This is a genomic window from Nonomuraea sp. NPDC049504 (assembly GCF_040676845.1).
Lineage (GTDB): Bacteria > Actinomycetota > Actinomycetes > Streptosporangiales > Streptosporangiaceae > Nonomuraea > Nonomuraea salmonea.
On sequence record NZ_JBFAPT010000014.1, the window covers coordinates 71,514 to 84,479 of the forward strand.

Annotated in this window: 13 protein-coding genes; 4 read left to right on the forward strand and 9 right to left on the reverse strand. The window is 73.5% G+C overall.

From position 1 onward, the window contains the following. Window positions 1-21 precede the first annotated feature (21 nt). Together AB0K28_RS26015 and AB0K28_RS26020 are read right to left on the reverse strand one after the other, a co-directional pair. Window positions 22-879, reverse strand: coding sequence for a TrmH family RNA methyltransferase (locus tag AB0K28_RS26015; RefSeq protein WP_364374817.1), 858 nt, complete (start codon window positions 877-879; stop codon window positions 22-24). 69 nt (window positions 880-948) lie between these two features. After that, window positions 949-1,506, reverse strand: coding sequence for a helix-turn-helix domain-containing protein (locus AB0K28_RS26020; RefSeq protein ID WP_345406085.1), 558 nt, complete (start codon window positions 1,504-1,506; stop codon window positions 949-951). A 96-nt stretch (window positions 1,507-1,602) separates the two neighbouring features. Between AB0K28_RS26020 and AB0K28_RS26025 the strand changes: the two genes are divergently transcribed. Then, window positions 1,603-2,496: an SDR family oxidoreductase gene (locus tag AB0K28_RS26025; RefSeq protein ID WP_364374820.1), complete on the forward strand. Its 894-nt coding sequence runs from the start codon at window positions 1,603-1,605 to the stop codon at window positions 2,494-2,496. On the opposite strand, the gene AB0K28_RS26030 is transcribed toward AB0K28_RS26025, so the two are convergent. The 4 genes from AB0K28_RS26030 to AB0K28_RS26045 form a co-directional block, all read right to left on the reverse strand. Further along, on the reverse strand, window positions 2,493-3,137 hold the full coding sequence (locus AB0K28_RS26030) for a hypothetical protein (RefSeq protein ID WP_364374823.1): 645 nt from the start codon (window positions 3,135-3,137) through the stop codon (window positions 2,493-2,495). The genes AB0K28_RS26025 and AB0K28_RS26030 overlap by 4 nt on opposite strands. Then, entirely contained in the window at window positions 3,134-3,829 is a 696-nt protein-coding gene (locus AB0K28_RS26035; RefSeq protein ID WP_364374826.1) for an ABC transporter ATP-binding protein, read from the reverse strand. Before AB0K28_RS26035 ends, AB0K28_RS26030 begins: the two co-directional genes overlap by 4 nt. Then, window positions 3,826-4,053, reverse strand: coding sequence for a hypothetical protein (locus AB0K28_RS26040; RefSeq protein ID WP_364374829.1), 228 nt, complete (start codon window positions 4,051-4,053; stop codon window positions 3,826-3,828). The genes AB0K28_RS26035 and AB0K28_RS26040 overlap by 4 nt, the downstream gene beginning before the upstream one ends. Before the next feature lie 237 nt (window positions 4,054-4,290). Continuing rightward, a complete protein-coding gene (locus AB0K28_RS26045; RefSeq protein WP_364374832.1) occupies window positions 4,291-5,133 on the reverse strand; it encodes a helix-turn-helix transcriptional regulator in 843 nt (280 codons plus the stop codon). A gap of 132 nt (window positions 5,134-5,265) precedes the next feature. On the opposite strand from AB0K28_RS26045, the gene AB0K28_RS26050 reads away from it, so the two are divergent. Further along, the gene (locus tag AB0K28_RS26050) at window positions 5,266-6,270 is read left to right on the forward strand and encodes an aldo/keto reductase (RefSeq protein ID WP_364374835.1); all 1,005 of its coding nucleotides are present in this window, start codon (window positions 5,266-5,268) and stop codon (window positions 6,268-6,270) included. A 5-nt stretch (window positions 6,271-6,275) separates the two neighbouring features. Here AB0K28_RS26050 and AB0K28_RS26055 read toward each other — a convergent pair whose 3' ends face one another. Then, window positions 6,276-7,739 (reverse strand): hypothetical protein, encoded by a 1,464-nt coding sequence (locus AB0K28_RS26055; RefSeq protein WP_364374838.1) that lies wholly within the window; start codon window positions 7,737-7,739, stop codon window positions 6,276-6,278. Window positions 7,740-7,911: 172 nt separating this feature from the next. Here AB0K28_RS26055 and AB0K28_RS26060 point away from each other — a divergent pair, with 172 nt between their 5' ends. Beyond that, the gene (locus AB0K28_RS26060) at window positions 7,912-9,255 is read left to right on the forward strand and encodes a cytochrome ubiquinol oxidase subunit I (protein ID WP_345406100.1); all 1,344 of its coding nucleotides are present in this window, start codon (window positions 7,912-7,914) and stop codon (window positions 9,253-9,255) included. Then, entirely contained in the window at window positions 9,248-10,462 is a 1,215-nt protein-coding gene (locus AB0K28_RS26065) for a cytochrome d ubiquinol oxidase subunit II (protein WP_364374841.1), read from the forward strand. The genes AB0K28_RS26060 and AB0K28_RS26065 overlap by 8 nt, the downstream gene beginning before the upstream one ends. Before the next feature lies 1 nt (window position 10,463). Here AB0K28_RS26065 and AB0K28_RS26070 read toward each other — a convergent pair whose 3' ends face one another. Both AB0K28_RS26070 and AB0K28_RS26075 read right to left on the reverse strand, forming a co-directional pair. Continuing rightward, window positions 10,464-12,203 carry a hypothetical protein gene (locus AB0K28_RS26070; protein ID WP_364374844.1) on the reverse strand — a complete coding sequence of 580 codons (1,740 nt, stop codon included), beginning with the start codon at window positions 12,201-12,203 and terminating at the stop codon, window positions 10,464-10,466. Further along, window positions 12,188-12,943, reverse strand: a complete 756-nt coding sequence (locus AB0K28_RS26075; protein WP_364374847.1) for an ABC transporter ATP-binding protein — start codon at window positions 12,941-12,943, stop codon at window positions 12,188-12,190. Before AB0K28_RS26075 ends, AB0K28_RS26070 begins: the two co-directional genes overlap by 16 nt. Between the last annotated feature and the right edge of the window lie 23 nt (window positions 12,944-12,966).

Below are 12,966 nucleotides of genomic sequence, written 5' to 3' on the forward strand. Positions count from 1 at the left end.
CGCCGCGGCGCCGGCGGGAGGTCATGCGGGGCCGGTCCCGCCGGTGCGCCGCTGGCGGGCGGCCTCGTACAGGGTGACGGTGGCGGCGCTGGCGGCGTTGAGCGAGCTGGCGGCGCCGGCCATCGGGATGCGCGCCATGATGTCGCACGCCTGCCGCCACCCCGCGCTCAGCCCGCTGGTCTCGTTGCCGATGACCAGCAGGGTCGGGCCGGTCAGGTCGAGGTCGGCGAGGTCGCGCTCGCCCTTCTCGTCGGTGCCCACCACCGTGAGCGGCAGCCCCCGGGCGCGCAGGTCGTCCACCCAGGCGAGCACCTCGCGGTGCGAGGAGCAGCGCACGACCGGCAGCGCCAGCAGCGACCCGGTGGAGGCCCGCACCGAGCGGGGATCGTAGGGGTCGGCGGCGTGCCCGGTGACGATCAGCCCGGTGCCGCCGAACGCGTCCAGCGACCGGGCCATCGTGCCGATGTTGCCGGGGTTGTTGGGCCGGTCGAACACCGCGCCCAGGAAGGCGGGCCCGACCTTGATGCGCGACAGGTCGTCGTCGGGCAGTTCGGCGACCGCGATCAGCTCGGGAACGTCCTCGTCCTTCTCGCCCAGCTGCCGCAGCAGCTCGGGGGCGGTGGCCACCCGCTCGGCCCCGGCCGCCTCCAGCATCTCCCTGGCCCAGCCCGACAGCGGCCGCTCGGCGTCGAACAGCAGCGCCCGCACCGGCCAGCCGAACTCGACCGCCAGGCTGATCGGCCGTACGCCCTGGACGACGAACTCCCTGGCCCGCTGCCGCTTGTTCCGGTTGCCCAGCAGGGCCTGCCACTGCTGGAAGCGCGCATTCGCCCGCGTGATGCGTACATGCGCCGGCACCGGCTGCCCCCGATCGATCACGCCGTACAGGATAGGAGCAGTTCCACCCGGCACGGCAACTCGATGACCGGACGGCCGGGCGTGCGGGTGTCAGCGCAGGACGGTGCGCAGCTCGCCGAGGACGTCCTGCATGATGGCGTCGAGCGGGCGCTCCTCGTCGATCCAGCGCAGGAACGCGACCCCGAACACCGTGATGCCCGACTGCGCGGCGAGCGTGGCGGCCGGCTCGCCGACGCCACGCGCGCGCAGCGCCTCGGCGATCGTGGCGGCCAGCGACGCCAGCTTGTGCCGCTCGCGCTCCTGCAGGGCGGGGTTGCGGTCGATGACGTCCTGGCGGGTGCGCGACAGGGAGCGGCGCTCGTCGGGGAACGACGACGACACCGCACGCAGGGCGGCGCTCACCATCTCCAGCGGCGACGCCTGCTCGGGCGCGGCCGCCACGCCCTCGAGGAACGCCTTCTCCAGCAGGTCCTGGCCGTGGAAGAGGGCCTCGCGCTTGTCCTTGAAGTGGCGGAAGAACGTGCGCTCGGTCAGCCCGACCGCCTGCGCGATCTCCGCGGCCGTCGTCTCCTCGTAGCCGCGGGTGGCGAACAGCTCGAGCGCCGCACGCTGCAGTCGTTCGGGGGTTCCCGGTTCCCAACGCACCATGCGCCCGAGTCTAGTGATGACAGCGACCGACATGAGGGTTAAGCTATGTCAGTCACTGACGTCAGTCGCTGACATGACTTTGCGAGGAGTACACCCATGCACGTTTTCGTCACCGGAGCCACCGGCTGGATCGGCTCGGCCGTCGTCGACGACCTGCTCGCCACCGGGCACAAGGTCACCGGCCTGGCCAGGTCCGACGCCTCCGCCGCCGCGCTGGAGGCCAAGGGCGCCCACGTCCACCGCGGCGACCTCGACGACCTCGACGGCCTGCGCGCCGGCGCCGAGGCGGCCGAGGCCGTCATCCACCTGGCCAACAAGCACGACTGGAGCGACCTGGCCGGCACCAACGCCGCCGAGCGCGCCGCCGTCCAGACCCTCTGCGACACCCTCGAAGGCAGCGACCGGCCGTTCCTGCTCGCCTCCGGCATCGCCGGCTTCACCGACGGGGTGCTCACCGAGGACGTCCCCTCGCCCTTCCACGGCCCCGACTCGCCGCGCGGCGGCACCGAGAACCTCGCCTTGGGGTACGCCGAACGCGGCGTCCGCGCGGTGAGCCTGCGCTTCGCCCCCACCGTCCACGGCACCGGCGACCACGGCTTCATCTCCGTCATCGCCGGCGTCGCGCGCGACAAGGGCGTCTCCGGCTACCCGGGCGACGGCGCCAACCGCTGGTCCGCCGTCCACGTCTCCGACGCCGCCCGCCTGGTCACGCTCGCACTCGACAAGGCGCCCGCGGGCAGCCGCGTCCACGCCATCGCCGAGCAGGGCGTCACCACCCGCGAGATCGCCGAAGCCATCGGCCGCGTCTTCGGCCTGCCGGTCTCCTCCATCGACCCGGACGACGTCCCCGGCCACTTCGGCTGGATCGCCGCCTTCTTCTCCGGCCACTTCACCGCGTCCAGCGCCATCACCCAGGACCTCCTCGGCTGGCACCCCACCGGCCCGACCCTCATCGAGGACCTGAACGCGGGAGCATACGGCCGGGGCTAGAACCGGGCACGAGCCCGGATCACCACGTACGCCACCCCGACCAGCGCCATGGCAAGCACCAGGTGCACCGCGGTCTCGGCCCACTGCAACGGCCAGAACGGCAGCTCCGACCGCGCACGCAAGGCCCGCGCCACCAGCTGCCCGGCCCCCACCAGCAGCACCGACAGCGGCATCGCGATCCGGGTGTGCCGGGTGGCCGCACCGAGTGCGACACCGAGCGCCAGCGCCAGCAGCGACCTGCCGAACGGGACCGGCCCGTGACTCTCGTAGTACGGCCACGCCATGACCTCACCCCCCACCTCCGGCAGGAACCAGCCCAGCATCCCGGCCAGGACGGCGTTCGCCGCCACGGCCCCGGCCGCCGCCACCGCGACGACGGCCAGCAGCCAGCGCCCCCGCGACACGCTCTGCGTCCAGGCCAGCTTGTGGGTGCCGGCCTCGAACTCGCGGGCGACCAGCGGCGCACCCCAGATCAGGCAGATCGCACCGGCCAGGAAGCCCGACAGCTGGAAGGTGAGCCCGGCCAGGCCCGGTTCCAGCCGCTCGGCCGCCACGCCGGCGCCGTACAGCACGAGCAGCGCCGCGATGGCGGCGGCCTGGGCCCGCTGCCCGCGCCAGGCCACCCACAGCAGCCCGCTCACCGGACCTCCTCGGGATTGCGCAGGTAGTGCAGCACGAGGTTCTCCAGGCCGGTCGCGGGGTGGTCGCGCAGCAGGTCGCCGAAGCCGCCGCACAAACGCACGCGGCCGGCGCCCAGCAGGATCAGGTGATCGCACACCTCGGCCAGGTCGGCCAGGATGTGCGAGGACAGCAGCACGGTGGCGGGCAGGTCGCGGACCACGCTCATCACCTCCATGCGGGTCAGCGGGTCCAGCTCGGCCAGCGGCTCGTCCAGCACCACCAGCCCGGCCCGCTTGCCGACGGCCAGCGCCAGCGCGACCAGCGTGCGCCGGCCGCCGGACAGCCGGTCCACGCGCTCGCGCGAGCCGATGCCGTGCCCGGCCAGCAGCGACCGAGCGGCGGCGCCGTCCCAGCGGGGGTTGGTGGCGGCGCCGAAGCGCAGCAGGTCGGCGACGCTCCAGCGGCGGTAGAGCGGCTTGTCCTGCGCCACGAACGCGACCGCCGCCGGCTCCAGCGGCCCGCCGAAGATCTCGATCCGGCCGGTGGTGGGCTCCAGCAGGCCCGACACCAGGTTCAGCAGTGTCGACTTGCCCGCTCCGTTGGGTCCGACCAGCGCCGCCCTGGCCCCCTCCGGCACCGTGACGCTCGCCTCCCGCAGCGCCCACCGCCGCCCATGACGTCTGCCCAGGTCGTGCGTCTCCAGCGCGTTCACCGCTCCTCCCGTTCGGTCAGCTCGTGCAGGCGGCGCAGTAGTGCCAGGGCCGGCCAGGCGGCGATCAGCCGGTCCGTGGCGAACAGCGCCACCCTCCGCGTCTCCAGCCGGCCGCCGTACCAGGCCGGCAGCGCCGCCACCGCCCGTGCCCGGGCGGCGCGCGACCGCGCCGGCCGGTCCGTCACGTCCCGCGCCGGCAGGCGCGGCTCCTCGGTCTCGGTCATCTCGTCCTTCCGTCACCCAGCACAGTCGGGCGAGCGGCATGAACGGTTCGCGCCAGGTGAGGATCCGGCGGCGTGGTCAGGTCGGCGTGGACGTCGTTGGCCGCCGCCGGCGACCCCGGCAGGCCCGCCTACCGGCCGGACGAGCGGCTCACCCGCACTTTCGCACCCACCCTTGCCCCCGTTCGCGCACGAGACGTCCAGACGCCTCCGGGCCGGCTCCGTTCGACCTCTGAGCGGTCAGGGGCGGGTCAGATCCTGCAAGCCGACCACGCGCAGCAGCTGCAGCCGCTCGTGTGCCTCGGTGCCCGGACGGGCGGTGTGCACGATCAGCCGCTGGTCGTGCTCGGGGCTCAGCATCACCTCGCAGTCCAGCTCCAACAGGCCGACCACCGGGTGGGCGAAGAGCTTGGTGTCGCTGCGGCGCACCGCTACCTCATGATCGCCCCACAGCGCGGCGAACTCCGTGCTGCGGGCGCACAACCGGCGCGCCAGCTCGGCCGCCCGCGCGTTGCCAGGGCGGCGGGCGCAGGTGGCGCGCAGATCCGCCACCGCCGTCCGCGCCGCCCGCTCCCGCTCCTCGGGCGGGAACAGCTCACGCGCGGCGGGCACGGCGAAGAAGCGCCAGATGAGGTTGCGCTCAGCCTCCGGCAGGGCGGACACGTCGCCGTGCAGCGCCTTGCCCATCGCGTTCTGCGCCAGCACGTCGCCCAGATCGTTGACCACCTGCGCCGGCGTGTCCACCAGCCGGTCGAGGATGAGCAGCAGGCCTGGACGCACATGCTCGGTGGCCGGACGGTCGCGTGGCGGCTCCTCGCCGGCCAGGAAGAACAGGTGGTCACGCTCGTCTCGCGACAGCCGCAGCGCGCGGGCCACGGCGGCGAGCATCTGGCGCGACGGCCGCGACCCCCTGGCCTGCTCCAGACGCGTGTAGTGGTCGGTGGACATGCCGGCCAGCTGCGCCACCTCCTCGCGGCGCAGCCCCGGCGTGCGGCGCCGCGCGCCTCGCGACAGGCCCACGTCGGCGGGCATCAGCCGGGTACGGCGATGGCGCAGGAAGTCGGCCAGCTCCGCTCTGTCCACCCCTCCACCATGCCCGATGCCGTGGTGGCGTAGCCAGGGACGGCACGTCCCCGGATAAGGACGTCTCTTCCGCCGCCGCCCGACCCGCCCCAAAGTGGATCCCGGTTCATCCACCGGAAGAAAAGGTTCGTCATGCAGTACCGCACGCTCGGCCGTACCGGCATCAAGGTCAGCTCGTACGGGCTCGGTGCCCTGATGTTCGCCACCTCCGTCGGCAACCCGGATCCGGCCGAGTCCGCCCGCGTCATCCACAAGGCGCTCGACGCCGGCATCAACCTCATCGACACCGCCGACGCCTACGGCGACTCCGAGGAGGTCGTCGGCGGAGCGCTCAAGGGGCGGCGCGATGACGTCGTGCTCGCGACCAAGTACGGCCGCCCCATGGGCGAGGACCCCAACCGGCAAGGGGCCTCCCGCCGCTGGATCCGCACCGCCGTCGAGAACTCCCTGCGCCGCCTCGGCACCGACCACATCGACCTCTATCAGCTGCACGTCCCCGACCCCTGCACCCCCATCGAGGAGACGCTGTCGGCGCTCACCGACCTCATCCGCGAGGGCAAGATCCGCGCGATCGGCACCTCCAACATGCCCGCCTCCGACCTGGTCGAGGCCCAGTGGGTGGCCGAGCGGCGCGGCCTGGCCCGCTTCCACACCGAGCAGCCGCCGTACTCGCTGCTCAACCGCGCCGCCGAACGCGAGGTGCTGCCCGTCGCGCAGCGCCACCACCTGGGCGTCCTGGTGTGGGGGCCGCTCGGGCAGGGCCTGCTGACCGGCCGCGTCCGCCGCGGCCGGCCCAACGAGCTGCGCCGCGCCGGCATCTTCAAGCACCTCAACGACGAGCGCCGCATCGAGGCGGCCGAGCGGTTCGCCGAGCTGGCCGGCGAGGTCGGCCTGCCGCTCCACCACCTGGCGCTGGCGTTCGTGACCGCACACCCCGGGGTGAGCGCCGCGATGGTCGGCGCGCGCACCATGGCCCACCTCGACGACCTGCTCGCCGGCCTGGACGTACGGCTCAGCGCCGACGTGCTCGACCGCATCGACGAGATCGTCCCGCCGGGCACCGACGTCGGCAGGCTCGACCAGGCCTACCAGCCGCCCGCCCTCCAGCAGCCGTCCTTGTGCCGCCGCGCCGCCTGAGCCGGTCAGGGTCGCTGGCGGGCCAAGAGCGCACCGAGAGCCGCGGCGATGAGGGGGAGGCCGATCACGATCGCCGCGATCGTGAGCCAGGGCGTCTCGAACGGGACCCGCGGCGGGTCCTCCCACGAGGTGCTCGCCGTCAACGGCCACAGCAGCGACATCCCGGCGGTACAACCGGCGACCGCGCCGAGCACCGTGCCGCACACGGCGGTCACTCCCGCGCGGGCGGCGCCGAACCACCGGAACGCGATGCCGGTCCGCCGCATGACGCGGGCCTGGCGGACGTCGGCCGCCGCGCCGAAGCCCGCCGCCAGCGCGCACGCGATCGCGGCGACGAGCGACGCGGCGGCGAAGGGCGCCCAGCCCATGGGCGCCTGGAAGCCGCGCTCGACGTGGATCTCGGCCAGCTCGTCGTCGAGTGCGTCGTCGAGACGCCGCTGCTCGCCGGGCGTGGCCCGGTGGACGGCGGGGTCGACGAACAGCTCGCTCGTGGCCAGGGAGTAGCCGAGGTCGCGGACGAGTTCCGAGGGGACGAAGATCGTCTCCACGCCCGGTTCCGTGGCCCGCACGAGGAGCGCGGGGACGGTCTTGGTCTGCGTGCTCTCGTCGTTCTGGTCGAGCTTGTAGCCGATGTCCACCGAGCCGACCGGCACGTCGGCTGACGTGATCACCACCGGCGTGCCCTCGTCGTAGGGCGTCGACGGGTCGCCTGTGAGGTAGCGCAGGAGCTTCTCGTCACCGATGGCCAGGGTCGGGAAGAAGGCGTCCTCAGGAATCTCTACGTTCTTCGCTTCGGCGTTGAAGTACCAGTCGATGTCCGCGATGACCTCGCTCTGGATGATCGGCACGCCCGGCAGTGCCCGCTCCATCGCCGCTCGGACGGTGGCCGTGTCGGCATCCGAGAAGGGTCCCAGCACCGGAGGATTCGACCGGACCAGCAAGGTGCCCGGCTTGCCCAGGGGGACGTACTCGGCTCTGCTCTGCGTCGTCTGGCCGGCCACGACCACCGTCACCCCGATGCCGGCGGCGGTGGCCATCATGGTCAGCGTGATGGCCACCGCCGCCACCGCTCGGCGCTGGGCCAGGTCGCGGACGGCCAGGCGTAAGGGGACCGGCAGCCGTTCGGCGGGCGGGCCGAGGAGCTCCAGGAGCCGCGAAGGCAGCAGGCCGAGACCGGCGACGAGCAGGCCCGCACCGAGGAGGGTCATCACCAGCATCCCGGCGAACTCCATGATTCCGTAGCGGGAATCCTCACGCGCCAGCCACGCGCCGAGCCCCATGGCGGCGACGCCCGCCGACGAGACGATCAGCCCCAGGGTGACGGCCCTGCGGCGGATCCGCTCGTGGCGGTGACGCGGAGCGGAGAACAGCGCGGCAGGAACGGCCAGCGTCGCGATCATCAGCGGAAGAGCCACGAGGATGACGTACATCATCACCGTGGTGAGATGAAGAGCAAGATCGAAAGACATGGCGGAATGGTAGTGGCGGACCGGCCAAAGGCCGGGCAGGCGTCTCCGACCGCCGGGGCCACCCATCCGGCCGACCTGGACCCGCCACTCCGACCGGCGAGTCTCACGGACGGTGACGAAAGGCTGCTTATAGTGTCGATCTCCGGGGTCCGGACAGGGGTGAAGAGACGACATGAGCGGCACGATCACAGTGCTGGGCGCGATCGACCAGGAGTACCTGTTCCAGGCGCGGCAGATGCAGGCGCTGTCGCTCGCCGTGCACATCCCGCTGGTGTGCTTCGGCATCGCCTTCCCCGCCATGGTGCTGTTCTGCGAGTGGCGCCACCTGCGTAGCGGCGACCCGCTGTATCGCACGCTGGCCCGGCGGTGGGCCAAGGTGATGCTGGCGCTGTTCGCGATCGGCGTGGTCACCGGGACGATCCTCAGCTTCGAGCTGGGCCTGCTGTGGCCCGCCTGGATGGCGGGCTTCGGCGAGGTGTTCGGGCTGGGGTTCACGCTGGAGGGCTTCTCGTTCTTCACCGAGGCGATCTTCATCGCGATCTACGTGTACGGCTGGGACCGGCTGCGCCCGCTGCCGCACTTCCTGTCCGGCATCCCCGTGGCGCTCGCGGGCGTCGCAGGCTCGCTGTTCGTCATCTCCGTCAACGGCTGGATGAACCACCCGGCCGGCTTCACCCTGCGCGACGGCCGGGTGGTCGATGCCAGGCCGTGGGAGGCGCTGTTCGGCAACGGGTTCTTCTGGCACGAGTTCGTCCACATGTACGTCGCCGCGTTCGTCGTCGCCGGTTTCCTGGTCGCCGTCCCGTACGCGTGGGGCTTCCTGCGCGGCCGCCGCGACCGCTACCGGCGTACCGCGCTGACGATCGCGCTGTCGGCGGCGGCGGTCGCCGCGCCCGTGCAGGTGATCGTCGGCGACTGGGCCGCCCGCGAGGTCGCCCAGCACCAGCCCGTCAAGCTGGCCGCGCTGGAAGGGCTCGGCCGCACCACCAGCGGCGCCCCCGAGCACCTGCTCGGCTGGTACGACGGCGAGGAGGTCAGGTACGGCGTCGCCATCCCGCGCCTGCTGTCGCTGCTGGCCTTCCACGACCCCGACGCCACCGTGACCGGCCTGAACGCCGTGCCGGTGGCCGACCAGCCGCCGGTCAACGTCGTCCGGCTGGCCTTCCAGGCCATGGTCGGCATCGGCCTGCTACTCAGCCTGCTCAGCGTCATCCACCTCTACACCAGGCTGCGGCACGGCCGATTGCCCCGCTCCCGCTGGTTCCACCGCGCGGTCGTGGCCGCGGGCCCGCTGGCGGTGGTCGCGCTCATCTGCGGCTGGGTCACCACCGAGGTCGGCCGCCAGCCCTGGATCGTGTACGGCGTCATGCGCACGAGTCAGGCCGTCACCGGCGCGCCCGGCATCCCGCTCGGCTACGGCACCCTCATCGTGGTCTACCTGGGGCTGGCCGGCGGCGTCGCGTGGCTGCTGCACCGCTTCAGCCGCGTCCCGATCGAGGCGGACCACCGTGACTGAGCTGCCGATGATCTTCATCCTGGCCGGTCTGGCCGCCTACACCGTGCTCGCCGGCGCGGACTTCGGCGCCGGCCTCTGGACGCTGCTGGCCGGCCGGGGCGAGACGGGGCACCGGGCGATGCGGCACCACGCCAGGCACGCGATGGGGCCGGTGTGGGAGGCCAACCACGTCTGGCTGATCTTCGTGCTGGTGGTGTGCTGGACGGCGTACCCGGTGGCGTTCGGGTCGATCACCTCGACGCTGGCGGTGCCGCTGTTCGCCGCCGCGGTCGGCATCATCCTGCGCGGCGCCGCGTACGCGCTGCGCGGCCGGCTCGAAGGCGCGCCCGGCGAGCGGCCGATCGAGTACCTGTTCGCGCTCTCCTCGATCCTGACCCCGTTCGCGCTGGGCACGGTCGCGGGCGCGATCGCCACGGGACGCGTCCCGGTGGGCAACGCCGCGGGCGACCTGGTCACCAGCTGGCTGAACCCCACCTCGCTGCTCATCGGCGCGCTCGCCGTCGCCGCCGGCGGCTACCTGGCCGCCGTCTACCTCGCCGCCGACGCGCGCAGGGCCGGCTCGCCCCGCCTGGAGCACGACTTCCGCGTCCGCGCGCTCGCGGCGGGCGGCTGCGCAGGCGCGCTGGCGCTGGCCGGCCTCATCGTGGCCCGCTTCGACGCGCCCGCGCTGTTCACCGGGCTGACCACCGGGTGGGGCGCCGTCATGGTCGCTCTTTCCGGTCTGGCCGGCATCGCGACTCTGCTGCTGGTGTGGCGCGAACGCTTCGAGCCGGCCCGCGCGTCGGCCGCGCTCGCGGTGGCGGCCGTCATCGCCGGGTGGGCGCTGGCGCAGCGGCCCCGCTTCCTGCCCGGCCTCACGCTCGACCAGGCCGCCGCGGGGACGCCGACGCTGCGGGCGATCGTCGTCGCGGTCGCGGCGGGCGCGGTCGTGCTGCTGCCCTCGCTGATCCTGCTGTTCCGGCTGTTCCTGCGCGGCGACCTCGACCACGGCGCCCCGGGAGAGGCCGAGCGCCGTACCGGGTTCGCCGCCGAGCGCCGCGCGGGCCGCCGCCGGCTCGGCGGGTTCGCCGTCGTCACCCTGGTCGCGGGCCTGGTCCTGGCCCTCCTCGCCGAGCCCGGCCTGCTGCTCGGGCTCGGCGTCGGGTGTCTCATCGCGGGCGCGGTGGCGACGTTCGCCCTCGCCACCGCGGAGCCGGAACGGCCGTGAGTCAGCGCGGGTCCCGCCGGGTCACGGCGGGCCTGACGGCCCAGTAGCCCGCGCCGTACATGGCCAGCCCGAGCAGGATGAAGCCGCCCGCCACGGGGTAGCGCAGCCCAGGCTCCATGTACGTCGCCAGGAACCAGCTGTGGCGCACCGTGCCGCCGGCCACGAAGGAGGCGGCGACGATGCCCTGGGGCACCAGCGGGACGGCGCCGAGGCCGAAGCACCACCCCGCGATCGTCCTGCGGGTCATGGACAGCCCCTCGAAGCGGGACGTCATGCTCGTCCGCGCCCGGCGGCCGGTCCGCATGACGTCGAGCAGCTCGGTGCCGCGCGAGCGCAGCCGCCGCTCCGCCAGCCGGCCGAACCCCCACCAGCACAGCACCCCGGTCACGACACCGACGGCCAGGCCGGCCCACCCGTACCAGTAGGCCACCAGCCCGGCCGGCAGCCCGGCGAGCAGGACCAGCACGAGCATCAGGTAGGCCAGCCCGGTCAGCCCGCCGTCGTCCTCGCTGATGCGCAGCGGGTTGCCCGCGCGGCGGTGCGGATCGGTGCCGGGCACCAGCAGGTGCACCGACACCAGCGGCACCAGTCCCGCCGCGCCGCCGAGCAGCGCGGGCAGCAGCGCCAGCACGAGCGGCCACGGCCCGCCGGCCACGGCGGTGAACGCCACGGTCAGCACGATCGCCACCGGCGCGTGCGCCGCCAGCCAGGCCAGCTGACGGCCCCGCACGTCGCTGACACCGGGCATCATCAACGTCAGCCACAGCGCGGTGCCGTCGGTGCCGTAGACGTTGGCGGTCATGGCCGCCGCCATCACGACGAAGATCGGCCCCGCGTACGGCAGCAGGTCGTACCAGCCGAGCAGCAGCGGGCTGGCGGCGAAGCAGACGCCGTAGGACAGGGCGAAGGTCAGCTGGTGGTTGCGCACCAGGTCGCGCGACCACGTACGCAGCTCCTTGGCGACGACGGCGCCGGTCGCGCCGCCTGCCGTCATCGGCCGCCTGGCCCGCCCCGACCGCCGCACGGCGCCGGCCCGCTCACCGAGCAGCGCGGCCCACGCGCCCAGCAGCAGCACCACCAGCACGGCCAGCGCCACGAGCGCCCACCACCGGCCCTGGACGGCCAGCAGCCCCCACCCGGAGGGCATGTACCACACCGCGGCGGGCACGCCGGTCTCGTCGAAGAGCACCATGAACACCCAGACCTGGCCGAGCGCCGCCAGGACCGCGCCGTTGAGCAGTCCCGAGGCGATCGCGCCAGGACGCGTCCGCACCGCCAGGCCGACCAGCGCCACGATCACCTTCGACAGCAGCACGATCACCGCCAGCTGCAACGCCATCGCCGGCACCGCCACCAGCGCGTTCGCCACGCCGAGCCGCGCTCCCGCCACCACGAGCCCGGTCAGGGCGACCAGGCTGACCAGCGGCGCGATCCCGACGAAGGCCGCCACCAGCAGGCCGCCCGCCAGCCGGCGCGGCGGCAGGCCGAGCAGCGAGAAGTACTCCGGACGCAACGTCTCGTCCCCGCCGCCCATGAAGACAGGGCCGAGGATCCAGCCGAGCAGCCAGGCCGCGTAGGCGGCGGCCAGCAGGTCGAGGTCGGTGAGGGCAAGGTAGACCGTGCCCGCCGCGAGCAGCAGGCCGAGCGTCGCGCCCGTGCCGGCCGTCTGGGCCCGCTGGCCGCGCAGCTCGTGCCGCAGCAGGGCGACCTTCATGCGGGCCATGGTCAGCTCGACAGCCACGACAACTCCTTGACGCCGTCGCCCGGGTCGCCGACGAGCTCGACGAAGGTGTCCTCCAGCGTGCGCGCGCCGCGTACCTCCTGCAGCGTGCCGGCCGCCGCCACCCGGCCCTTGTCGATCACCGCGACGCGGTCGCACAGCTGCTCGACCAGCGCCATCACGTGGCTGGACAGCACGATCGAGCCGCCGCCCGCCACGAAGCCGCGCAGGATCGTCTTGATCGTGGCGGCCGAGACCGGGTCCACGGCCTCGAAGGGCTCGTCGAGCACCAGCAGCCGCGGCGCGTGCAGCAGCGCCGTCGCCAGCCCGATCTTCTTGCGCATGCCGGTCGAGTATTCGATGATCAGCGTTTTGTCCGCGCCGTCCAGCTCCAGCACGTCCAGCAGGTCGCCGGTTCGCCGCGCCACCACGTCCTTGTCCAGGCCGCGTAACAGGCCGAGGTACGTCAGCACCTCACGCCCCGTCAGCCGCTCGGGCATGGCCAGCCCGTCGGGCAGCACCCCGACGAGGGCCTTGGCCCGCTCAGGCTCCGACCAGACGTCCTGGCCGAAGATGCGGGCGCCACCGGCGTCGGGCCGCAGCAGGCCGACCGCCATGGACAAGGTGGTGGTCTTCCCCGCGCCGTTCTGGCCGACCAGGCCGAAGAACGAGCCGGGCGGGACGGTGAGGTCGATGGCGTCGACGGCGAGGGTGTCGCCGAAGCGCTTGGTCAGCCCGCTGATCTCGAGGGCCGGCGTCATGGTGTTCTCCGGGGGGTGAGGAG

What these genes read in the sequence shown, in the direction of transcription:
- AB0K28_RS26025 (WP_364374820.1), top strand. Translation starts at nt 1,603, where the DNA reads ATGCACGTTTTCGTCACCGGAGCCACCGGCTGGATCGGCTCGGCCGTC.
- AB0K28_RS26055 (WP_364374838.1), bottom strand. Translation starts at nt 7,739, where the DNA reads ATGTCTTTCGATCTTGCTCTTCATCTCACCACGGTGATGATGTACGTC.
- AB0K28_RS26075 (WP_364374847.1), bottom strand. Translation starts at nt 12,943, where the DNA reads ATGACGCCGGCCCTCGAGATCAGCGGGCTGACCAAGCGCTTCGGCGAC.
- AB0K28_RS26040 (WP_364374829.1), bottom strand. Translation starts at nt 4,053, where the DNA reads ATGACCGAGACCGAGGAGCCGCGCCTGCCGGCGCGGGACGTGACGGAC.
- AB0K28_RS26020 (WP_345406085.1), bottom strand. Translation starts at nt 1,506, where the DNA reads ATGGTGCGTTGGGAACCGGGAACCCCCGAACGACTGCAGCGTGCGGCG.
- AB0K28_RS26050 (WP_364374835.1), top strand. Translation starts at nt 5,266, where the DNA reads ATGCAGTACCGCACGCTCGGCCGTACCGGCATCAAGGTCAGCTCGTAC.
- AB0K28_RS26060 (WP_345406100.1), top strand. Translation starts at nt 7,912, where the DNA reads ATGAGCGGCACGATCACAGTGCTGGGCGCGATCGACCAGGAGTACCTG.